The sequence below is a fragment of the Sphingopyxis sp. Soil_C_28 genome (genome assembly GCF_057657055.1).
Genome location: NZ_JBDGJE010000001.1, coordinates 1,178,376 through 1,200,664 on the forward strand (window position 1 = coordinate 1,178,376; position 22,289 = coordinate 1,200,664).

The 22,289-nt window shown below is 63.2% G+C and carries 19 protein-coding genes; 13 read left to right on the forward strand and 6 right to left on the reverse strand.

Translation table 11 applies throughout. The annotated features are described in order from the left end of the window. The first annotated feature begins 44 nt into the window (after positions 1 to 44). The 4 genes from AC3A43_RS05480 to AC3A43_RS05495 all read left to right on the forward strand — a co-directional run bounded on the left by AC3A43_RS05480 (position 45) and on the right by AC3A43_RS05495 (position 6,190). Positions 45 to 1,235, forward strand: a complete 1,191-nt coding sequence (locus AC3A43_RS05480; protein WP_487791516.1) for a VWA domain-containing protein — start codon at positions 45 to 47, stop codon at positions 1,233 to 1,235. 116 nt (positions 1,236 to 1,351) lie between these two features. Beyond that, on the forward strand, positions 1,352 to 2,344 hold the full coding sequence (locus AC3A43_RS05485; protein WP_487791517.1) for a hypothetical protein: 993 nt from the start codon (positions 1,352 to 1,354) through the stop codon (positions 2,342 to 2,344). A 100-nt stretch (positions 2,345 to 2,444) separates the two neighbouring features. Next, complete coding sequence (topA, locus tag AC3A43_RS05490; RefSeq protein ID WP_487791518.1) at positions 2,445 to 5,000, forward strand: type I DNA topoisomerase; 2,556 nt, start codon at positions 2,445 to 2,447, stop codon at positions 4,998 to 5,000. 65 nt (positions 5,001 to 5,065) lie between these two features. Further along, the gene (locus tag AC3A43_RS05495; RefSeq protein ID WP_487791519.1) at positions 5,066 to 6,190 is read left to right on the forward strand and encodes a lipase family protein; all 1,125 of its coding nucleotides are present in this window, start codon (positions 5,066 to 5,068) and stop codon (positions 6,188 to 6,190) included. 3 nt (positions 6,191 to 6,193) lie between these two features. On the opposite strand, the gene AC3A43_RS05500 is transcribed toward AC3A43_RS05495, so the two are convergent. The 4 genes from AC3A43_RS05500 to lepB are packed head-to-tail and all read right to left on the reverse strand — an operon-like array spanning position 6,194 to position 9,046. Then, positions 6,194 to 6,634 (reverse strand): hypothetical protein, encoded by a 441-nt coding sequence (locus AC3A43_RS05500; RefSeq protein ID WP_487791520.1) that lies wholly within the window; start codon positions 6,632 to 6,634, stop codon positions 6,194 to 6,196. 26 nt (positions 6,635 to 6,660) lie between these two features. Next, on the reverse strand, positions 6,661 to 7,554 hold the full coding sequence (gene era, locus AC3A43_RS05505) for a GTPase Era (protein ID WP_487791521.1): 894 nt from the start codon (positions 7,552 to 7,554) through the stop codon (positions 6,661 to 6,663). Next, complete coding sequence (gene rnc, locus AC3A43_RS05510; protein WP_487791522.1) at positions 7,551 to 8,231, reverse strand: ribonuclease III; 681 nt, start codon at positions 8,229 to 8,231, stop codon at positions 7,551 to 7,553. The genes era and rnc overlap by 4 nt, the downstream gene beginning before the upstream one ends. After that, positions 8,228 to 9,046: a signal peptidase I gene (lepB, locus tag AC3A43_RS05515; RefSeq protein WP_487792027.1), complete on the reverse strand. Its 819-nt coding sequence runs from the start codon at positions 9,044 to 9,046 to the stop codon at positions 8,228 to 8,230. The genes rnc and lepB overlap by 4 nt, the downstream gene beginning before the upstream one ends. 195 nt (positions 9,047 to 9,241) lie before the next feature. Between lepB and pgi the strand changes: the two genes are divergently transcribed. From pgi to AC3A43_RS05530, 3 genes are all read left to right on the forward strand, one after another. After that, entirely contained in the window at positions 9,242 to 10,747 is a 1,506-nt protein-coding gene (gene pgi, locus AC3A43_RS05520) for a glucose-6-phosphate isomerase (RefSeq protein WP_487791523.1), read from the forward strand. Between the two features lie 109 nt (positions 10,748 to 10,856). Beyond that, positions 10,857 to 12,203, forward strand: coding sequence for a glutathione-disulfide reductase (gene gor / locus AC3A43_RS05525; RefSeq protein ID WP_487791524.1), 1,347 nt, complete (start codon positions 10,857 to 10,859; stop codon positions 12,201 to 12,203). A gap of 53 nt (positions 12,204 to 12,256) precedes the next feature. Then, entirely contained in the window at positions 12,257 to 13,273 is a 1,017-nt protein-coding gene (locus AC3A43_RS05530) for an NAD-dependent epimerase/dehydratase family protein (RefSeq protein ID WP_487791525.1), read from the forward strand. A gap of 85 nt (positions 13,274 to 13,358) precedes the next feature. Here the strand turns inward: AC3A43_RS05530 and AC3A43_RS05535 are convergent, their stop codons facing one another. Continuing rightward, a complete protein-coding gene (locus AC3A43_RS05535; RefSeq protein WP_487791526.1) occupies positions 13,359 to 14,144 on the reverse strand; it encodes an SDR family NAD(P)-dependent oxidoreductase in 786 nt (261 codons plus the stop codon). A gap of 111 nt (positions 14,145 to 14,255) precedes the next feature. Here AC3A43_RS05535 and AC3A43_RS05540 point away from each other — a divergent pair, with 111 nt between their 5' ends. Continuing rightward, positions 14,256 to 15,152 (forward strand): LysR family transcriptional regulator, encoded by an 897-nt coding sequence (locus tag AC3A43_RS05540; protein ID WP_487791527.1) that lies wholly within the window; start codon positions 14,256 to 14,258, stop codon positions 15,150 to 15,152. Here AC3A43_RS05540 and AC3A43_RS05545 read toward each other — a convergent pair. Further along, the gene (locus tag AC3A43_RS05545) at positions 15,149 to 16,558 is read right to left on the reverse strand and encodes a helix-turn-helix domain-containing protein (protein WP_487791528.1); all 1,410 of its coding nucleotides are present in this window, start codon (positions 16,556 to 16,558) and stop codon (positions 15,149 to 15,151) included. The two genes, AC3A43_RS05540 and AC3A43_RS05545, sit on opposite strands and share 4 nt — an antisense overlap. Positions 16,559 to 16,797: 239 nt before the next feature. On the opposite strand from AC3A43_RS05545, the gene AC3A43_RS05550 reads away from it, so the two are divergent. From AC3A43_RS05550 to AC3A43_RS05570, 5 genes are all read left to right on the forward strand, one after another. Continuing rightward, complete coding sequence (locus AC3A43_RS05550; RefSeq protein ID WP_487791529.1) at positions 16,798 to 18,330, forward strand: acyl-CoA carboxylase subunit beta; 1,533 nt, start codon at positions 16,798 to 16,800, stop codon at positions 18,328 to 18,330. Positions 18,331 to 18,455: 125 nt separating this feature from the next. After that, entirely contained in the window at positions 18,456 to 19,205 is a 750-nt protein-coding gene (locus AC3A43_RS05555; RefSeq protein WP_487791530.1) for a hypothetical protein, read from the forward strand. 10 nt (positions 19,206 to 19,215) lie between these two features. Continuing rightward, positions 19,216 to 19,665 (forward strand): methylmalonyl-CoA epimerase, encoded by a 450-nt coding sequence (gene mce, locus AC3A43_RS05560; protein WP_487791531.1) that lies wholly within the window; start codon positions 19,216 to 19,218, stop codon positions 19,663 to 19,665. Between the two features lies 1 nt (position 19,666). Continuing rightward, positions 19,667 to 21,814: a methylmalonyl-CoA mutase gene (gene scpA / locus AC3A43_RS05565; protein ID WP_487791532.1), complete on the forward strand. Its 2,148-nt coding sequence runs from the start codon at positions 19,667 to 19,669 to the stop codon at positions 21,812 to 21,814. After that, positions 21,811 to 22,260 (forward strand): hypothetical protein, encoded by a 450-nt coding sequence (locus AC3A43_RS05570; RefSeq protein ID WP_487791533.1) that lies wholly within the window; start codon positions 21,811 to 21,813, stop codon positions 22,258 to 22,260. The genes scpA and AC3A43_RS05570 overlap by 4 nt, the downstream gene beginning before the upstream one ends. The last annotated feature ends 29 nt before the right edge of the window (positions 22,261 to 22,289 follow it).

The following is a 22,289-nucleotide window of genomic DNA, read 5'->3' on the forward strand; positions in this document are numbered from 1 at the left end:
TCAGCTCGGACGAATATTCCGCTGAGCGATCGGGGAAGGCACCGGTGCCCGGTTCATCCGCCGACTCGCGTCTGCCACCGCCGCGCCCCTATCCGCGGCCGCAGCCGCAACCCCAATCGGGCATATTGACCGCTGGCGAGCATGACGATCTGCTCAACCCCGAACTTTACGCATCCTATGTGAACCGCAGCGGCGATCTGGGGCAGGAGGTGCGCAGCCTGCCGCGCGTCGACACGACGCGGGTGGTGACGGTGAAGGTCAACGACCGCAGCGGCCAGCCGATCCCCTTCGCCGACGTCACCGTGACGTGCAGCGACGGCAACAGCATCACGATGGCGACGCAGGCCGACGGCAGCGCGGTCTTCTTTCCGGGGCTGGACCGGCTGAGCGAGCGGATCACCGTATCGGCTCGAAAGGCGGGGCGAACGATCGCCGACACGCGGCCGGTCCTCGTCGCGAACGCCGCCGGCGGCCAGCTCGTCGGACTCACCGCGAACCATGCGGCCACCAAGGTGACAAAACTCGACCTGATGCTCGTCGTCGACACGACGGGCAGCATGGGCGACGAGATCAGCTATCTTCAGGCCGAACTGCGATCGATCATCGGCGCGATCACCGCGAAACACCGCGATCTCGACATCCGCATCGGCTTCGTCTTCTATCGCGACATCGGCGACGATTATGTCACGCGGACGATCGCCTTCGACCGCGACATCGGCCGCGTGCAGGGCGCGCTTGCGCGGCAGGAAGCGAATGGTGGCGGCGATTATCCCGAAGCGATGGATCAGGCGATGATCCGCGCGGTGGGTCAGGATTGGCGCCCCGACGCGGCGAAGTCGCTGTTGCTTGTCGCCGATGCCCCGCCGCACGACGACAAGTTCGGGCGGACGTGGCTAGCGGCCGAGGCCGCGCGCGCCAAGCGCATCCATATCATCCCGGTCGCCGCCTCGGGCGTTGCCGACAAAGCCGAATATGCGATGCGCGCGATGGCAGCGGCGACCCAGTCGCGTTACCTGTTCCTGACCGACGACAGCGGCGTCGGCAATCCGCACGCGCCGCCGGCAATCGACTGCTACCTCGTGACCAAGCTCGACGCCCTCGTCCGCCGTGTCGTCGACAGCCAGATCAGCGGCCGCCGGATCGAGCCCGAGGATCAGGAAATCATCCGCAGCGTCGGCAAATATGACGCAGGCAAATGCATCCTGCCCGCCGACTTCAAATGGCAGAACGGCTGACACCCTGACGTCATCCCATTGACTTGCCCCCGCATCTGACCGATGCGGGGGCGTGGGCCGCTTCGGGGAACCCCTGCTGGCCGCGATCCGGTCCGTGGGGGTCGGAGGACCAGTCCATGAATAAAATGCTGTCGGCCATCGCCGTACTGGCGATGCTTGCCCAGCCCGTCCACATCGCTGCCAAGGAAAAGGAACCGGTCAAGATTGCTGGACCTGCCAATGCGAAGGGCATCTCCACTGTCACCATTGGCGCATTCAATGTCGGTTTCATCTTTGAATCGACCGACCAGACCAAGGCATCGGGCGGCCTGATCGGGGCGTTCGGAGGCACGACCAAGGCGAAGAGCGAACTTGTCGGCGTCACGCCGGAAATGATGCAGGCGGTTACCGATGCCGCCTACGCCGATTTCGTCGCGCAACTCAGCGCGGGCGGATACACCGTCCGGCCTGCCGCCGACCTGTTCGGTCACGCGGCGCTGGCGAAGACGAGGTCGCAGGACGTCCCTCTCGACATCAATATCGCGCTGGAAAAGGGCAGCAAGGGCAAGGCGACCTATTACAAGCCGTCGGCGCTACCCTCACTTTTGATGATCCCGGGCGACTTTCTGGGGTCAGGCATGAGCAGCATCGGCATGAACATGGCGGCGGGGCAGGCGAGCGCGGCGCTTGCGCAATATGCCAAACAGGCCGGTGTCGGGGTGGTCGATGTCGTCTATCTGATCGACTTTTCGAACCTCAAGCGACCGGGTGCTTTCAGTTTCGGTGGCCTACAAGTGAACAGCGGCCTGTCGGTGACCGCCGATTATTCGCGCATCACCCTGATCGCTCCCAATGGCAAGCAATCGGTGATCACGGTCAAGGCGCCGGTGATCGTCGAGGGCGAATTCGTCGAAAAGTCCGATGCATCGAGCGGCACAGACAAGGCGCTGCAATCCGCAGGCAATGTGGCTGGTGGGCTCGCGGCGGTCGCCGGTTTGGGTGGTCTGGGCTTGGGCAAGACGCGCAAGTTCGCATTCACCGCCCGGCAAGGCGCTTATGAAGAAGGCGCGGCCAAGGCGGCAAGTCTCGCGAGCGAAATGCTGATCGGTCGCCTCGGCGCGCTCCGTTGACGTAGACCCGTGGGCGCCCCATTTCTCCCTTGACGGAGGGGCGGGGCGCCCGCCACCCTCGCGCGTACGTACGTAAGAGTTTCCGGGGAACAAGTTTTTCATGCAGTTGGTAATTGTGGAATCGCCCGCCAAGGCGAAGACGATCGAGAAATATCTGGGACGCGATTTCAAGGTTCTGGCGTCCTATGGCCATGTCCGCGATCTTCCGCCCAAGGATGGGTCGGTCGATCCCGACGACGGCTTTGCGATGCAGTGGCTGCTGTATCCCGACAAAGCGAAGCGGATGAAGGAAATTCAGGACGCGGCCAAGACCGCCGACCGACTGATCCTCGCGACTGACCCTGATCGCGAGGGCGAGGCGATCAGCTGGCATGTGCAGGAATTGCTGCGCAGCAAAAAGGCGCTGCCGGCCAAGGTCGACCGGGTGACGTTCAACGCGATCACCAAGGACGCAGTACTGACCGCGATGGCGGCGCCGCGCGCTCTGGACGAGGATCTGATCGACGCCTACCGCGCCCGCCGCGCGCTCGACTATCTGGTCGGTTTCACGCTGTCGCCGGTGCTGTGGCGCAAGCTGCCTGGTGCCAAATCGGCGGGGCGCGTCCAGTCGGTGACGCTGCGCATGATCGTCGAACGCGAGCGTGAGATCGAAGCCTTTGTTGCGCAGCAATATTGGTCGGTCACCGGGCTGTTCGAAATGTCGGGCACGCCGTTCAAGGCGCGCCTCGCACGCTGGCGCGGCGACAAGATCGAGCGGCTGTCGATCACCAGCGAAGCTGATGCGCACGCCGCCGAGGCCGATGTGAAGGCGGGCCATTTCACCGTCGATCTCGTCGAAACCAAACCGCTGACGCGCAATCCTCCGCCGCCGTTCACGACATCGACCTTGCAGCAGGAAGCCGCGCGCAAGCTTGGCTTCTCGGCCAGCCACACGATGCGGATCGCGCAGGGTCTCTATGAGGATGGCGCGATCACCTACATGCGTACCGATGGTGTGCAGATGGACGGCAGCGCGATCAGCGCCGCGCGCAAAGCGATCGCGACGCGCTACGACGGCGGCTATGTCCCCGACCAGCCGCGCCAGTATCAGACAAAGGCGAAGAATGCGCAGGAAGCGCATGAAGCGATCCGTCCGACCGATTTTTCGAAAGACAAGACCGGCGGCGGCGATCATGCGCGGCTGTACGAACTGATCTGGAAGCGCGCGATGGCGAGCCAGATGGCCTCGGCGCGGCTCGAACGCACCAGCATCGACCTGACCGACGGCACCGGCAAGACGATGCTGCGCGCGACCGGACAGGTGATCAAATTCCCCGGCTTCCTCGCGCTCTACGACGAAGGCCGCGACGACAGCGAGGATGAAGACGCGCGCCTGCTGCCCGCGATGGCGAAGGGCGATGCGCCCGCTAAGACCGGCATCGAAGTCGAAAAGCACGAGACCCAGCCGCCACCGCGCTATTCGGAAGCGAGCCTGGTCAAGAAGATGGAAGAGCTCGGCATCGGTCGCCCGTCGACCTATGCCTCGATCCTCCAGGTGCTGAAGGACCGCGCCTACGTGACGGTCGAAAAGAACCGCTTCATACCCGAGGAAAGCGGGCGGCTGCTCACCGCCTTCCTCGAACGCTTCTTCGAACGCTATGTCGGCTATGATTTCACCGCGGGCCTCGAGGAAGAGCTTGACGATGTGTCGGGCGGCCGCGCCCAATGGCAGGCCGTGCTCGAACGCTTCTGGCGCGATTTCAAGCCGCGCACCGGCGAAGTGATGGAACAGAAGCCGTCGGAGATTACCGCGGAACTCGACATCTTCCTCGGCCCCTATCTCTTCCCTGACAAGGGCGACGGCAGCGACCCGCGCATCTGTCCCAATTGCGGCACCGGCAAGCTGGCGCTGCGTGGCGGCAAGTTCGGGCCGTTCATCGCGTGTAGCAATTATCCCGACTGCAAATTCACGCGAAAATTCGCGCAGCCGGGCGGCAGCGACGGGGCCGATACCGGGCCAGAGACGATGGGCACCGATCCCGACAGCGGGCTTGAGGTGACGAAGCGCAGCGGGCGCTTTGGTCCTTACATTCAGCTCGGCGACGGCAAGGAGGCGAAGCGCTCGTCGATTCCTAAAGACATTCCGGGTGAGGATTTCGACCTCGACTATGCGCTGCGGCTGCTCAGCCTGCCGCGCGAAGTCGGGACGCATCCCGAAAGCGGTAATGTCATCATGGCGGGGCTGGGGCGATATGGCCCCTATCTGCTCCACGACGGCAAATATGCCAAGCTGACTGGCACAGCCGAAATCTTCGACATCGGCATGAACGCCGCGGTAGTCCGCATCGCCGAAGCCGCCGCCGGCGGTGGACGCGGACGGACCAAGGCCGAGCCGCTCAACACCTTCGGCCCGCACCCGACGAGCGGCGGCGAGATGAAGCTGATGGAAGGACGCTTCGGTCCCTATGTGACCGATGGCACGACCAACGCGACGCTGCCGAAATCGGCCGATCCGGCGACGCTCACGCTCGAAGAGGCGATTGCGTTGATCGACGCACGTGCGGCGAAGGGGCCGGCGAAGGGCAAGAAGAAGGCGGCGCCGAAGAAGGCCGCAGCCAAGAAGACGCCTGCGAAGAAGAAGGCGCCGGCGAAGAAAAAGGCGACGGCGGAAGAATGACCTTCGCAGGCGGCGTTTGCGACGTCGCCAAGCCGTGATAGGGTGGCGCATCCGGGAGACTGTCCATGCGCCACCTGCTCGCCGCCACCCTGCTTTCCATCCTGTCGCTGTTTTCGCTGCCCGTCGCGGCCCAGCAGGCGGGGCGCCTGATATCGGCAGATCCCGTTCAGGACACGCCAGCCGGCGTTCAGGCATGGCGCGTAAAATATTGGACGACGAACCAATATGGTAAGTCGTTCGAGGTGACGGGCGTCGTGGCCGCACCGCGCGAAGCGACCCCGCCGCGCCCCCGCCGCGTCATCGCATGGACCCACGGCGCGTGGGGTGTCGCCGAGAAATGCGCGCCTTCGATCAGCCCGAATTTCTTCGCGGCGACTGCAGGGATCGACGCGGTTCGCAGCGGCTATGTCGTCGTCGCCCCCGATTATATCGGCCTGGGAAATCCGACGATGCATCCGATGCTTGTCGGCACCGATACCGCCAATTCGGTTCTCGACGCTGTGCGCGCGGCGCGCGAAATCCCCGGTGCCGCGGCGGGCAACAGCTTTGCGGTTTGGGGTGAATCGCAGGGCGGGCATGCCGCGCTCTGGACGGCGATTTCGGCGCGCTCCTATGCGCCCGACCTGATGCTCGTCGGCACCGCCGCCGCGGCACCTCCAACTGATCTGGCCGCCAATTTACGCGAAGGCAGCGACAAGAATGCGCGCGCGCTGCTGCTGTCCTTCACGCTTCATAGCTGGTCGACCCTCTACGGCTTTTCGCTCGATCCCATCGCCAATCGCACCAATCAGGGCATCATTCACCGACTGGCCGAGAATAATTGCGTGAGCTTCGACAAGAAACCGAAGCTCGGCACCATCCTCGGCATCCTGACCATCGTCCGCGCGACGAAGAACAAGGACATTGCGAAGATCGAACCTTTCGGCAGCTTCGCGCGCGCCAACAGCGTCGATGCGGCACGCGTGCCCGGGCCGCTGCTGATCGCGCAAAGCAGCAACGACACGATCGTCGCGCCTGCGGTCACGCGCAAGTTCGCGAAGGCGGTTTGCCGGCGCGGAACCCAGCTTCGCTGGATCGACATGACGGGCGATCATGGCGCGAGCGCACGCGAGAGCGCTCAGGAAACGATCGGCTGGATTACCTCACGCTTCGACGACACACCGCCTCCTAACGATTGCAGGCGGATTTAGCGCTTAGCGGAAGGTGTCGGGGCTCACTTTGTGAGTACCCTTCAACCAATCGACCGCATCGGCGCGAAAAAGGCAAAAAATAGAAAACGCCGTCAGCCCAGATGAGCCCAGGTTGGCGATCAACAAAACGCCCTTCGGCGCGGTTGGGCCATTAAGCGACAGTAGCGTCATCAATATGCCCGCGCCCATTAGCACAACGTAGATCCACTTGGTTACGTTGCTGCGTCTGCGCGCAATCATGAACCAGAAGAGAAGCATGAAGGCAAAGGAGACGAGCCACATCGTGATCATGAAACCACTGCCCAACCCCAAAGCCGCCATAGAAGGTTCGCTTCGGTAGATTTCAAGAATGTCATTCCAAGCGATTATCCCTCCAACTAGCCCGATGGAGAAAGAAGTCCAAAGCGACCACTCAAATGCGACAATCGATTTCGGGCGTTCCATATTTGCCTCCCCAGTTGTTTGTCGACCTAATCCACCCAATCAAGCCCCATGTCGCGATAGACGCCGCGGTCCTCGTCCCAGTTCGCCTTGACCTTCACATGCAGGAACAGGTGAACCGTGCGCCCCAGCAACTCGGTCAACTCGGCGCGCGACTTGCTGCCGATCTCCTTGATCCGCTCGCCCTTGTGGCCAAGGATGATCGCGCGCTGGTTGTCGCGCGCGACGAGGATCTGCTGGTGGATTTCGGCGCTGCCGTCCTTGCGCGTCGTGAATTTCTCGGTCTCGACAGTCGACTGATAGGGCAGTTCCTCGTGGAGCTGGCGATAGAGTTGCTCGCGGGTGATTTCGGCGGCGAGCACGCGTTCGGGGGCATCGCTGACCTCGTCTTCGGGGAAATGCCAATGCCCCTCCGGCATCAGAGCCGACAGCGTCGCTTTCAGTTCGGGAACGCCGTCACCCGTGCTGGCCGAGATGAAGAAGGTTTCATCGAAAGCGACGCGCTCGTTGAGCTTGGTCGCTGTCGTCAGCAGTTTGTCCTTCCGGGTGAGGTCGACCTTGTTGAGGACAAGGAACTTCTTTTCGGGGCGCCCCTCGATCCCCTGCAGCACACGCTCGGCACGCTCGCCGAGCTTGGCAGCCGCGTCGATCATGACCAGGATCGCCTCTGCCTGATCGAGGCTGTTCCACGCCGCCGCGACCATCGCCCGGTCGAGCCGGCGGGTGGGGGCGAAGATGCCCGGCGTGTCGATCAAAATAATCTGGGTCTCGCCGTCCATCGCGACGCCCATCAGCCGGGTGCGCGTCGTCTGCGCCTTCGGGCTGACGATCGCGACCTTCTGGCCGACGAGGGCGTTGACGATGGTCGATTTGCCCGCGTTGGGCGCGCCGACGACGGCGACAAATCCGCAACGGTGGGTCATTTTTCTTGTCCTTCGAGTTCGGCGAGCAAGGCGGCGGCTGCCGCTTTTTCCGCTGCCTGTTTTGATGCGCCCTCGGCCTCGGCCCGGGCCAGCTTTCCAACGCTCACCGCCACGCGGAAACGCGGCGCATGGTCGGGGCCTTCGCGCGCGACTATTTCATATTCGGGCGGGCGGCGCTTGCGCGCCAGCGCCCATTCCTGAAGCGCCGCTTTCGGATGTTTCGGCGCCGCCTGCTGCCCGTCGATCATCTCGCTCCAATTGGTCAGGATGAAGCGGTGCGCGGCGTCGGCGCCCTGATCGAGATAGAGCGCGCCGATCAGCGCCTCGATCGCGTCGGCGGCGATATTGTCGCTATAGCGGCCGCCGTCGTTGCGTGCCTGTGCCCCGAAGCGGACGAGGTCGGTCAGCTTCAGCCGCTGCGCAATCGCGGCGCAGGTCGCGCCTGAAGCGAGCACATGCAACCGCGACGACATCTCGCCTTCGCTGGCGGTCGGAAAGCGGGTGTAGAGTTCGGACGCGATGACGAGACCGAGCACGCGGTCGCCGAGAAACTCGAGCCGTTGGTAATCGGCGCGCCCGGTACTGCCGTGCGTCAGCGCCAGATCGTACAGCCCCAGGTCACCCGGGGAGCAGCCGATGATCTCGGCTAGCGCCCCGGTGTCGAGGGAATCGCTCAAAAACCGTCCCCGATGCGGCTCCAGCGCGCGGCGGTGAACCAGCTGATCGGGTTGATCCAGCTGGCGGATCCGTCGGTCGAGAACATGCCGACGAGCGCATGGCCGACCAGATTCTCCTCGGGAACAAGGCCGATGCCTTGGTTTTCCATCGCGGGGAAGCGGCTGTCGGCGCTACGGTCGCGGTTGTCGCCCATCAGGAACAGATGGCCGGCGGGCACGACGACGAGTGGGGTATCATCTTCGGGGATCGTCGTGATGTCGAGAATGCTATAGTTTTTCCCGCTCGGCAGCGTTTCTTTGAACTGCTTGTAGCGGCACTGGCGCTGGCCATCGGCGGCCACTTCCTCGAACTCGGGCGAATAGCAGGGCAGGGTGCCCGTCGCACGCGATGCTTCGACCATGTTCGGCGTCACCGGAATGACGAAATCGGCAATGGCTTCGCGCTTCAGCGGCTTGCCGTTCAGCCAGACGATGCCCTCTTTTACCTGCACACTGTCGCCCGGCAGGCCGATCACGCGCTTGATATAATCATTGTCGGCGACCGGCGGCGCCTTGAACACCACGACATCGCCGCGTTCGGGGGTGCGCGCGAAAATCCGACCCGGAATCAGCGGCGCGCTGAACGGCAGGCTGTATTTCGAATAGCCATAGGCCATTTTATTGACGAGCAGATAGTCGCCGATCAGCAGCCGCGGCTGCATCGATTCCGATGGAATATTGAAGGGCGACAGGAAAAAGCTGCGAAAAATCAATACCGCGATCGCAAGCAGAGCGAGGAAGCGAACGGTATCGACCGCCTCTTCCTTAGCGGACACCGGCGCGGGCGTCGGGGCAGGCGGCACGGGGCCGGTCGGAGGCGTCACATCGGCGGTAAAGCTGGCATTGGTCATGCCGCGCATTGGCGATGAATAGGTTGCCACGTCAAGCAAATATCGGCGGACGACACTGGCGCGCGGCGGGTAGCGAGCTTAGAGAATAGGGAAGATTCACCGTTCGAGGATTAGAAGATCATGACGACAGCGCAGCAAGCCTGGCAGGCCCTTTCCGAATGGCAGCCGCAGAAGCTGACCGATCTGGTCGCCGCCGATCCCGAAGCCCGGCTGCAGGCGCTGGTGCGCAGCGTCGCCGATATCCGCTTCGACCTCGCCAAGACGCATCTCGACGACGCAGCCATTGCCATCCTGTCAGACCTCACCGCGGCGCAGGACTTCGCCGAACGGCGCAAGACGCTGTTTTCCGGCGGCATCGCCAATCCGACCGAAGACCGCGCTGCCGAACATAGCGCCGAGCGCGGCGACGGCGCGCCGGAGTCTGTTCATCTCGCACAAGCGCTGCACCAGCGGATGCGGATGATGATCGACGCGATCGAGGCGGGAGCCTTTGGCGAGATCCGGCACCTGCTCCACATCGGCATCGGCGGATCGGCGCTCGGCCCCGATCTGCTCATCGACGCACTCGGCCGGCACAGCGACCGCTACGACGTCGCCGTGGTATCGAACGTCGACGGCGCCGCGCTGGACGAGGTGTTCGCCAAATTCAGCCCCGAACATACGTTGGTTGCGGTCGCGTCGAAGACTTTCACCACCACCGAAACCCTGCTCAACGCCAATTCGACGCTGCAATGGCTCGAAGAGGCGGGGGTCGCCGATCCGCTTGGCCGTTTCATCGCGCTGACCGCAAAACCCGAACGTGCGATGGAGTGGGGCATCGACGAAACGCGTATCCTGCCGTTCAGCGAAACCGTCGGCGGCCGCTATTCGCTATGGTCTTCGATCGGGTTTCCCGCCGCACTCGCGCTCGGCTGGGACGCATTCGCCGACCTCCTCGAAGGCGCGGCGGAGATTGATCGTCATTTCCGTCTCGCCGATGGCATCGACAATGTCTGCCTGCTCGCCGCGTTCGCCGATCAGCTCTATGCCAACCGCCTTGGATGCCAAACGCGCGCGGTCTTCGCCTATGACGAGCGGCTCCGCCTGCTCCCCGACTATCTCCAGCAGCTCGAGATGGAATCGAACGGCAAGTCGGTCACGGTCGACGGCCAGCCCGTCGGCCGCGAGAGTGCCCCGATCACATGGGGCGGCGTCGGCACCGACGCGCAGCACGCCGTGTTCCAGCTACTCCATCAGGGGACGCGTCTGACCCCCGTCGAGTTCGTCGTGGCGCGGGAGCCCGATCATCTGCTCGACGAGGCGCATCACGAAACGCTCGTCGCGAATTGCATCGCGCAGGGTGCGGCGTTGATGACGGGCCGCGCCAGCGCGGACGGGGCGCGAAACTATCCGGGTGATCGCCCTTCGACGACGATCCTGCTCGATCAGGTCACACCGCGCAGCCTCGGCGCGCTGATCGCCTTTTACGAGCATCGCGTCTTTGCCAACGCCGTCCTTCTCGGCATCAATCCGTTCGACCAGTTCGGGGTCGAGCTGGGCAAGGAAATGGCGAAAGGTCTGGCGGAGGGAACGGTCGAGTTCGACCCGGCGACGCGCGCGTTGATGCAGGCCGCGCTCGGCGAATAGGGCCGCGCCCCATCAGTCTGACCGCAAAATTCGATTGGCATCGCGGGTCCGCGTAACCACATAGGACCCCGGCGCGAATATCACGCGGCCATCCAGATCAGGGGTTTCCATGAGCGAGTTTGATTTCGACCTGTTTGTCATCGGCGCCGGGTCGGGTGGCGTCCGCGCCTCGCGTATCGCCGCATCGCACGGCGCGCGCGTCGCGCTGGCTGAGGAATATCGCGTGGGCGGAACCTGCGTCATCCGTGGATGCGTGCCAAAAAAATTGCTCGTTTATGGCGCGCACTTCGCCGAAGACCTGAAGGATGCGCGCAAATTCGGCTGGGACGTGCCCGATTGCAAATTCGACTGGGACCGCCTGCGCGACAATGTGCTCGCTGAAGTCGACCGACTGGAAGGCCTTTACGGCCAGACGCTCGACAATCACAAGGTCACGCTGTTCAAGACCCGCGCGACCGTCATCGGCCCGCAAAAGGTTCGCCTCGCCGACGGCCAGGAAATCAGCGCCGGGCGCATCCTGATCGCGACCGGCGGCTGGCCGCACGTTCCCGAATTTCCGGGCAGCGAGCATGCGATCACCTCGAACGAGGTATTCCATCTCGAAAAACTGCCGAAACGTGTGGTGATTGCCGGCGGCGGCTATATCGCCAACGAGTTTGCGGGCATCTTCAACGAGTTCGGCAGCAAGGTGACGATCGTCAATCGCGGCGACACGATCCTGCGCGGTTATGACGAACAGATCCGGGACCGCCTGCTTCAGATTTCAATGACCAAGGGCATCGAGTTCCGCTTCAACGCGCCGTTTCAGTCGATCGAAAAAAGGACGGATGGTTCGTTGACCGTTCACTTGGAAAACACCGATCCGATCGAGGCCGACATCGTTCTGGTCGCGGCGGGCCGCGTGCCCAACAGCAAGGGGCTGGGCCTCGAAGAGGTTGGCGTCGAGCTCGACAAGGATGGCGCGATCAAGGTCGACGAGGCCAGCCAGTCGTCGGTGCCCAGCATCTATGCCGTCGGCGACGTCACCAACCGCATCCAGCTGACCCCGGTGGCGATCCGCGAAGGGCAGGCGTTTGCAGACAGCGTATTCGGCGGCAAGCCCACCACGGTCGACTATGCCAATGTTCCGAGTGCCGTTTTCAGCCACCCGCCGATCGGCGCAGTCGGGATGACCGAGGCCGAAGCGCGCAACAAGCTCGGCTCGATCCGCGTCTACACCAGCGATTTCCGCGCGATGAAAAATGTCCTCGCGGGCCGCAACGAACGCGCGCTGTACAAGATGATCGTCAACGCGGCGACCGACCAGGTCGTCGGGCTGCACATGATCGGCCCCGACGCGCCCGAAATCCTGCAAGCCGCGGCGATCGCAGTGAAGGCAGGGCTGACCAAAGCCGATTTCGACAACACCGTCGCGCTCCACCCGAGCATGGCGGAGGAACTCGTGCTGCTCAAATAATCCTGCTACCCTCCCTGCTCAAAAGGCGAGGCTCAAAAGGCGAGGAGGGGCGCATGACGGGAGCGGCATTGGTCACCGGAGGCAGCGGTTATATCGCGGGCTTTCTGATCCGGCAGCTGATCGACAATGGCTGGACGGTGCACACAACCGTCCGCAGCCTGAAACGCGAACCCGACGTCCGCGCCTGGCTGGGTGTCGATAACGATCGACTGCGCTTCTTTGCAGCCGACCTCGAGCATGATGCAGGCTGGGCCGAGGCGATCGTGGGATGCAGCCACATCGCGCATGTCGCGTCGCCCTTTCCTCTGGGAGTTCCCAAACATCCCGACGAGCTGATCGTCCCCGCGCGCGAAGGCGCGCTCCGCGCACTGCGGTTTGCACGCGCGGCAGGGGTGAAGCGGTTCGTCCTGACCTCATCGATGGCAGCAATCGCCTATGGCCATGGCCACGGCGGCGGCATCTACAGCGAGGCCGACTGGACCAATCTCGATAATCCCGCGGTGATGCCCTATCCGCGCTCGAAGACCGTTGCCGAGCGCGCCGCGCGCGACTGGATGGCGGCCGAAGGCGGCGACATGGAATTCGCCTCGGTCAATCCCGCGGCGGTATTCGGACCGCTGCTCTCGGACGATCTCTCAACCTCTATCGAACTGGTGAAACAGTTGCTGGAGGGCAAGGTGCCAATGTGCCCCGACATTGGTTTCGGGATCGTCGATGTGCGCGATGTTGCCGACCAGCACTATCGCGCGCTGACCGCGCCCGCGATCCACGACGAACGCTATGTCTGTTCAGGACCGTTCCTGAAGATGATCGACGTCGCGAATATCCTGACCGCCAATCTGGGCGAAAAGGCGCGCAAGGTTCCGACGCGCAGGATGCCCGACTGGCTGCTCAAGCTGTTCGCGCTCGTCCGCCCCGAGTTGAAGCAACTTGTCGCCGAACTCGGCAATGTCCGCGGCGGCGACAGCAGCCATGCGATGAATACATTGGGATGGACGATGCGCAGCCCCGAGCAGGCGATCCTCGCGACGGCGCATAGTCTGATCGAGCGCGGGATCGTGAAGACCTGACCCCAGCGAGAAGAGCTGTTCCCCGGCGAAAGCCGGGGGTCCAGTCTGCGCCGGTACTGGGCCCCGGCTTTCGCCCGGGAACAGCCTAAGCAATCGTCGGAATAATCCCGCCCTCGGCGCGGATTGCGGCGCCGTTTGTGACAGCAGCCAGCGGGCTCGCAAGATAAGTCACCATGGCCCCGATCTCGTCGGCCTCGATCAGGCGGCGGATCAGCGACAGCGGACGCAACTCTTCAAAGAAGGTTTTTTCGCGCTCGGCTTCGGACGCTTCGGGGTTCGACACGACCGAGCGGATGAAGTCGGTGATGCCTTCCGAGCGCGTCGGCCCCGGCAGCACGCTGTTGACGGTGACGCCGGTGCCCCTTGTCTGCTCGGAAAGTCCGCGCGCGATCGTCAGCTGCGCAGTCTTGGTCATGCCGTAATGGATCATCTCGGCGGGCGGCAACAGGCCGCTTTCGCTCGCGATGAAGATCACGCGGCCCCAGTTCTTTTCGAGCATCTTCGGGAAATAGTGCCGCGACAGCCGCGCGCCGCTCACGACGTTAACCTCGAAGATATTGTGCCAGTCGGCGTCGCTGATCTCGGGAAAAGGTTTGGCCTCATAGATGCCGAGATTGTTGACCAGAATATCGACCGCCGGAACCGCTGCGATCAGCGCCTCGGAGCCCTCTGCGGTAGCCGGGTCGGCAAGCACGGCGCGGATCGTTCCGGCCTGCGACAGCTCCGCAGCTGCCTCGTCCAGTTTCCGCTGATTGCGGCCAGTAATGACGACATCTACGCCTTCTTCGGCGAGGCGCTTGGCGATCGCGAATCCGATGCCGGCGGTCGATCCGGTGACAAGGGCGGTTTTGCCTTTGAGCTTGAGGTCCATGAACGGTCTCCTTCCTTGGTGCAATTTGATGATCCGAAGATAGCGCGCCGCAAGATTGTTGATTAGAATGCGCTTCATCACTTCAGTGGTGATTCAAAATCAGGAATGGCGATGGACAACCGGTTCGGCGATATCGAAACCTTTCTGGCGGTGGCGAACGGCGGCAGCCTCGCGTCGGCCGCCAGGGCATTGCGCCTGACGCCCTCGGCGGTCAGCCGCAGCGTTGCGCGGCTCGAGCAGCGGCTCGGTGTCACGCTGATGCGGCGGACAACTCGCTCGCTCGCGCTGACGTCGGACGGCGAGGCATATCGCGACCGAATGAGTATATTGCTTGCCGATATCCAGTCCGTCGAAGCGGGGCTGGGGCAGGAACAGAAAGGGCCGCGCGGGCTGCTGCGTATCAACGCCTCGCCCTCGATCGGCACGATGGGGCTGCTGCCGATCCTGCCGCTTTTCACCGCGCGCTATCCCGACGTCACGGTCGATCTCGCGCTGTCCGACACCATCGTCGATCTGGTCGAGGAGCGCGCCGACATCGCGATCCGCATCGGTCCGCTGCGCGACACGACGCTGCGCGCCAAGAAGCTCGGGCATAGCCGCATGTTGCTGGTCGCCAGCCGGGATTATCTTGCGCGCCGCGGCACCCCGCAGACTCCCGACGATCTCGACGCGCATGATTGCCTGCGCTTCAGCTTCCGCCGCTCGGTCGATAGCTGGCCCTTTCACATGGGTGGCAAGGTCGTGCAGCGCCCCGTCCACGGCAGCTTCTTCGGCAATTCGGGCGAGGTCGTGCGCCAGATGGCGGTCGCTGGTGGCGGCATTGCGCGGCATGGGTGCTTTCATGTCGCACGGGATCTGGCGGAGGGGAGGCTCGTCGAGGTGCTACCCGATTATAACCCCGGCGATGGCGAGGATATTCACGCGCTCTACGCGCCCGAAGATCGCGCCGCAGCCCGCATTCGCGCCTTCCTCGATTTCCTGGACGAGGAGTTGGTGATCGACGGTTAGCCGATCCGGTACGGCACGACGTCGCGCCTGTCGGGGTCGACGAGGATCGGGCGATCGCTCGGGGGAAATGCACGCTGGTCGCAATCGTCGCGCGGGCAGATACGGCACGACAGACCGATGCGTGTCGCGGCTTGCGGTGCCGCAACATCGACCCCGTCGGCATAGACGAAGTCAGCCGCATATTGCGCCTCGCACCCCAATGCGACGGCGTAGCGACGCGGGCTGCGCGCATAGCTGCCCGAGGGTTTCACCAACCCCTTCGCCATCGACACATAGCGGAGGCCATCGGGTGTCTCGGCAAGCTGGAACAGGATGCGATCGGGAATCGCCGCGGCCTCGTGCACGATCCACAAGGGGCAGGCGCCGCCGAAGCGCGCGAATTGCAGCCGCGTCGCGCTGTGCCGTTTCGTGATATTGCCCGCCATATCGACGCGGCAGAAAAACATCGGAATGCCGCGCGCACCGGGGCGCTGGAGCGTCGAGAGGCGATGGCACGCCTGTTCGAAGCTGACACCATATTGAAGGCGCAGCCGATCGATGTCGTGCCTCACCGCGCGAGCGCTGGCGCGGAAGGGCGTATAGGGCATTAGCACCGCACCCGCGGCATAGTTGGCGAGGCCGACATGGAGCAACTGCCGCGCCGCGGCGGTCCGCAAAGGCGAAGCTTCGACCACCGTCGCGATCTCGCCCCCCAGCGCGAGGGCGGCAAGCTGATGCGCCAGCTGAAAGCGCCGACTCTCGGCGGGCTGCGACGGGTCGATTACGAGGTGCCGCATCGTCGCGTCGAAATCGCGCAGCGCCTGCGTCTGGCTATAGACGATCGAAATCCCGAGCGCATCGCGAAGCCGTCGCTCGATCGTTTCGATCGCGGGCGATGAATCCTTGCCGCGCAACTGCCCGGCCAGCACCTCGGCAGCGCGGTCGATGCTGTCGACATAATTGCCGGCATCGTGAAACCAGTCGCGCACTTCCTCCCACGGCAGGCGACTGCCCTCGGCGGTCCCGCCGGTCAGCGCCTCGTCGATGATCTGGAGCCGTTGCCCCGCACGACGATAGGCTGCGTGGAGCGCGACGAACTGATCGGTAAGCTGTGGCTGTTGCAACGCCGCGCGTTCGAGCTGTTCGGGGGGCAGGGGCGCCGAAGCGAACAACGGATCGGCGGCGGCTTCGCGCAATGCGCCCGCCCGGCGATCGCCCGCGTCGGCGGCCACTTCTTCCCATTCGAGCGGAAACAAGCGTTGCAGGCGTTCGAGGAGAGCCGGAGTCAGCGGACGGTCGTCATGCTCGATCTGGCTGAGGTAGGAAGTCGAGATGCCGAGTTGCTCGGCAAAGGAAGCCTGCATGATGCCGCGCTCGATGCGAAGCCGTTTCAACCGGGTTCCCGCAAAAATGCGCTGGCGAACCATCGCGCTCCATTCCCTGAGTTTTTGCCTTGAGATTTGGCTTTGATATTGGGGAGGTGCCGAGACGCAATCGAATTGAGACGTATTCTTGTGACTGCGCCTCGACGATCTCCAAACGATTGACGAGCTTATACGCAGCCAACAAAATTTGCAAAATTTGACTTTGCAACTTTGCAAATTCACATTTGCCACCGCGGTGCGAAGCGGGCAGACAATGAATTCCCGCTTCGATGGAGAACCATGTGTCCGCCAATATCGCCGAAATGGAACGCCGCCGCGCCGCCGCTGCCTTGGGCGGCGGACAAAAGCGCATCGATGCGCAGCATGCCAAAGGCAAGCTCACCGCGCGCGAGCGGCTCGACGTATTGCTCGACGAAGGCTCGTTCGAAGAACTCGACACTTATGTCGAGCATAATTGTACCGATTTCGGCATGCAGGACCAGATTGTTCCGGGAGACGGCATCGTTACGGGATCGGGCACGATCAACGGCCGTCTCGTCTATGTCTTCAGCCAGGACTTCACCGTCTTTGGCGGCTCGCTATCCGAACGCCATGCCCAAAAGATGATGAAGGTCATGGACAATGCGATGAAGGTCGGCGCGCCTATCATCGGCCTTAACGACAGCGGCGGCGCGCGTATTCAGGAGGGCGTTGCGTCCTTGGGCGGCTATGCCGAGGTGTTCCAGCGCAATGTGCTCGCATCGGGCGTGGTCCCGCAGATCAGCCTGATCATGGGGCCGTGCGCGGGCGGCGCGGTGTACAGCCCGGCGATGACCGACTTCATCTTCATGGTGAAGGACTCGTCCTATATGTTCGTCACCGGCCCCGATGTCGTGAAGACGGTCACCAACGAGGTGGTGACGCAGGAAGAACTCGGCGGCGCGATCACGCACACCACCAAAAGCTCGGTCGCCGACCTCGCGTTCGAGAATGATATCGAGGCGCTGCTCGCGGCGCGCGATTTCTTCGATTACCTGCCCGAGAATAATCGCAGCGGCGTTCCCGTGCGCCCGACGAGCGACCCATATGACCGCGCCGAGCCGAGCCTCGACACGCTGATCCCTCCGAACGCGAACCAGCCGTATGACATGCACGAACTGATCCGGAAGACGGTCGACGAGGGCGACTTCTTCGAGGTTCAGACCACGCATGCCGCGAATATCATCTGCGGCTTCGGGCGCATCGAGGGGCGCACGATCGGCATCGTCGCGAACCAGCCGCTTGTGCTCGCGGGGGTGCTCGACATCAATTCGTCGAAGAAGGCGGCGCGCTTTGTCCGCTTCTGCGACGCCTTCGAAATCCCGATCATCACCTTCGTGGATGTCCCCGGCTTCCTGCCCGGCACCGCGCAGGAATATAACGGCATCATCAAGCATGGCGCGAAACTGCTCTTCGCTTATGCCGAGGCGACGGTGCCGAAGATCACGGTGATCACGCGCAAGGCTTATGGCGGAGCGTACGACGTGATGGCGTCGAAGCATCTGCGCGGCGATTTGAACTACGCCTGGCCGACCGCCGAGATCGCAGTGATGGGCGCGAAGGGCGCTGTCGAGATCATCTTTCGCAGCGATATCGGCGATCCCGAAAAGATCGCGCAGCGCACGAAGGAATATGAGGACCGTTTTGCGAACCCGTTCGTCGCGGCCTCGCGCGGATACATCGACGAGGTCATCCACCCGCATAATACGCGCAAGCGGATCGCGCTGGGGCTGCGCAAGCTGCGAAACAAGCAGCTCGAAAACCCGTGGAAGAAGCACGACAATATTCCGCTGTGATCGCGACGGCCCTATTTTATCCGCGCGTGTGATGGTCGGCACACAGGAAACGCCGGGCTGGAGGCAAAGACAGGAGGCGGTTAGAGCATGACCGCGATGTCATTGATTCCAAATGAGGTTTGAAGATGCGTAAACTCTGTCTCGCTACCCTGTTCGCCCCCGTCCTGCTGGCCACTCCGGCAGCGCTGGCGTTCGATCCCGACACGCCGGTGGGCGAACCGAAACCTGCTTTCCCGGTGACGCTGGAGAGCGAAGAGAATACGACGATCAGCCTCGCCTTCCGGGCCGCTTTCGGGCTTCCCAAAGGCGCCGAGGCGACCGCGACGCGCGAGATCGACGGGCGAACCTATCAGTTCCGTCCTGCCGCGATCCATCTGCTCTCGAACAATGTCGGCGTGCTTCTGAGCCTCGGCAGCATGGACGAAGCGGGGCACAGCGAAGGCGGGATCAACGCAATCCACTATCTGCAGGGCGGCCCTTCGGGTTGGCAACGCAAGGGCGAGTGGCTCAATCTTGGTTCGGTCGGCACGGTCGGCAATGCTGCGACCGCGTGGGGTTTCAGCGACGCGCTGGGCAAAAACGCCTATCTCGTGACCTCGGGCGGCGGCGTCTGGCAGGGCTGCGCGATCAGCAACGCAACGCTCACCGAACTCGCGCCTGCCGGTCCGGTCGATCGCGCCAGCTTCACCGACAGCATGAGTTCAGGCGCCGGTCTGAACCAGACCGAGCAGGGCTTCGACGGGCAGATCACCGCGGCCGTTCCCGACAAGAGCTTCACCGTATCCTACACGGGAACACGCGCCATCAAGCAGCAATATGTTTTGAAGAACGGCAAGTATGAACTGGTCGGCAAGGACCAGATTCCGGGCTGCTGAGGAGAATGCAATGAAACTGGGTCGCCTCAATCACATCGGCATCGCGACGCCTTCGATCGCCGACAGCATCGCATTCTACCGCGATGTGATGGGTGCGATCCGGATTCACGAGCCCTTTGACCTGCCCGAACAAGGCGTGAAAGTGTGTTTCGTCGATACGCCCACTCGCGCCGACGATTCCGGGGAACTGAACGGCACACAAATCGAGCTGATCGAACCATTGCCCGGCAATGCATCGATCGCCGCTTTCCTGCAGAAGAACCCTGCGGGAGGGCAACATCATCTGTGCTACGAAGTGCCCGACATCCATGCCGCCAAGGCCGAGTTCGAGGCGCTCGGCAAGCGTGTTCTCGGCGAGCCGCGGATCGGGGCGCACGGGACTTTGATCTTCTTCCTCCATCCCAAGGATATGGGCGGAGTGCTGACCGAGATTATGGAGACGCCAAAGGGTGGCCACTAACATGACCGACAAGCCGACCATCGAGCAATGGGCCGCCGCGGCCGACAAGGAAGTGAAGGGCAAGGACCTCACCTGGCACACCGCCGAGGGGATCGACGTCAAGCCGCTCTATACTGCCGACGACGTGGCGGTCGATCCGGGCCTGCCCGGCTTCGCGCCGTTCACGCGCGGTGTGCGCGCATCGATGTACGCCGGGCGGCCGTGGACGATCCGGCAATATGCCGGCTTTTCAACCGCAGAGGAATCGAACGCTTTCTATCGCCGCAACCTTGCGGCGGGGCAAAAGGGTCTGTCGGTCGCCTTCGACCTTGCCACCCATCGCGGCTATGACAGCGACCATCCGCGCGTCACCGGCGACGTCGGCAAGGCGGGGGTCGCGATCGACAGCGTCGAGGATATGAAGATCCTGTTCGACGGCATCCCGCTCGACCAGATGTCGGTGTCGATGACGATGAACGGCGCGGTGATCCCGATCCTGGCGTTCTTCATCGTCGCGGGCGAGGAGCAGGGGGTCGATCGCAAGCTGCTCGACGGGACGATCCAGAACGACATCCTGAAGGAGTTCATGGTCCGCAACACATACATCTACCCGCCCGAACCCAGCATGCGGATCATCAGCGATATCTTCGGCTACACATCGCGCGAAATGCCGAAGTTCAACAGCATCTCGATCTCGGGCTATCATATGCAGGAAGCCGGCGCGACGCAGGTGCAGGAGCTGGCCTTCACCATCGCCGACGGCATGGAATATGTGAAATATGGCGTCGCGTCGGGTCTCGACATCGACAAATTCGCCGGAAGGCTGAGCTTCTTTTTCGCGATCGGCATGAATTTCTTCATGGAAATCGCCAAGCTGCGCGCGGCGCGGGTGCTGTGGCACCGCGCGATGACCACGCTCGGCGCGCAGGACGAGCGCTCGAAGATGCTGCGCACGCATTGCCAGACGTCTGGGGTCAGCCTGACGGAGCAAGATCCGTACAACAACGTCATGCGCACGACGATCGAGGCGATGGCGGCGATGCTCGGCGGCACCCAGTCGCTGCACACGAACGCGCTCGACGAGGCGATCGCGCTGCCGACCGACTTCTCGGCCCGCATCGCGCGCAACACCCAAATCGTCATCCAGGAAGAGACGGGGATGACCAAGGTCGTCGATCCGCTCGGCGGTAGCTATTATGTCGAGGCGCTGACTCAGCAGCTCGTTGACGCGGCGCAGGAAATCATCGACCGCGTCCAGTCCGAGGGCGGCATGGCAAAGGCGGTTGCGGCGGGCTGGCCCAAGGCGATGATCGAAACCGCCGCCGCAGCGCGGCAGGCGCGCGTCGATCGCGGCGACGACGTGATCGTCGGCGTGAATAAATATCGCCTGAAAGACGAGGACCTGCTCGAAACGCTCGACATCGATAACGCCAAGGTGCGCGACGGGCAGATCGCCCGTATCAACAAGACCAAGGCGAACCGCGACGAAGTGGCATGCCAGGCCGCGCTAAAGGCGCTGCGCGACGGTGCCGCTGGCCAGTCGAGCATCGAAAACAACCTGCTGGCGCTCGCGGTCGATGCAGCGCGCGCGCGCGCAACGCTGGGTGAAATCTCTTCGGCAATGGAGGAAAGCTTCGAGCGCTATGGCACCCAGCCGACCCCGGTGAAAGGCGTCTATGCTGCGCCCTATGAGGGCGACAACCGATGGCAACAGGTGCTCGACGGCGTGAAGGCCGTCGAACGCCGTCTGGGGCGTAAACCCAAATTGCTCGTCGCCAAGATGGGTCAGGACGGCCACGATCGCGGCGCCAATGTCATCGCCTCGGCGTTTGGCGATATGGGCTTTGACATCGTCTCGGGACCGCTGTTCCAGACCCCCGACGAGACTGTCGTGCTGGCGCTGGAAAGCGGCGTCGATGTCGTCGGCGCATCCAGCCTTGCCGCTGGACACAAGACGCTGATCCCCGAATTGATCGGAAAGCTGAAGGAAGCGGGCAGGGGCGATATCAAGGTGATCGCGGGCGGCGTCATTCCGCCGCAGGATTACCAGTATCTGCGCGACGCTGGGGTGCAGGGAATTTATGGGCCGGGCAGCAATGTCGTTGAATGCGCCGCCGATGTGTTGCGCCTGCTCGGTCACAATATGCCCCCGCTGGAGGATGCCGCGTGAAGACATTCATCGTTCTTATCGCCACGGCAGGGCTCGTGCTTTCGGCCGGTTCCGCCGCTCAGGCAAAATCGACCAGCCGACCAAGCGAATATCGCGCCGGCGTAACCGTCGAGCCGATCTATAAACAGGACCTCGACGGCCTTTATTTCGCCGAATGGTTCGGCCGCCTCGAAACGTCCGAGGGATCGTGGCGCGATGTCTATTTCGAGACGAGCGACAAATATGTGAACAAGGGCCGGATCCGCTTCGACTGCGCCGATCCCGAAACCGGCATCGCGATCACCCTCTACGACGTCAGCGAATATGGAAATGCCGAGGATATGCGCCAGGTCGATATCCCCTATGGCGATCGGCGGGCCTGGGCCGACGGCAATTATGAGCCCATGTCCGGCGAAACGCCGCCGATCGAATTTTACGGCGCAGCGCACGCGCGCTTCTGCAGATAACAGCAAATAACAACAGCAAGGGTTGCTAC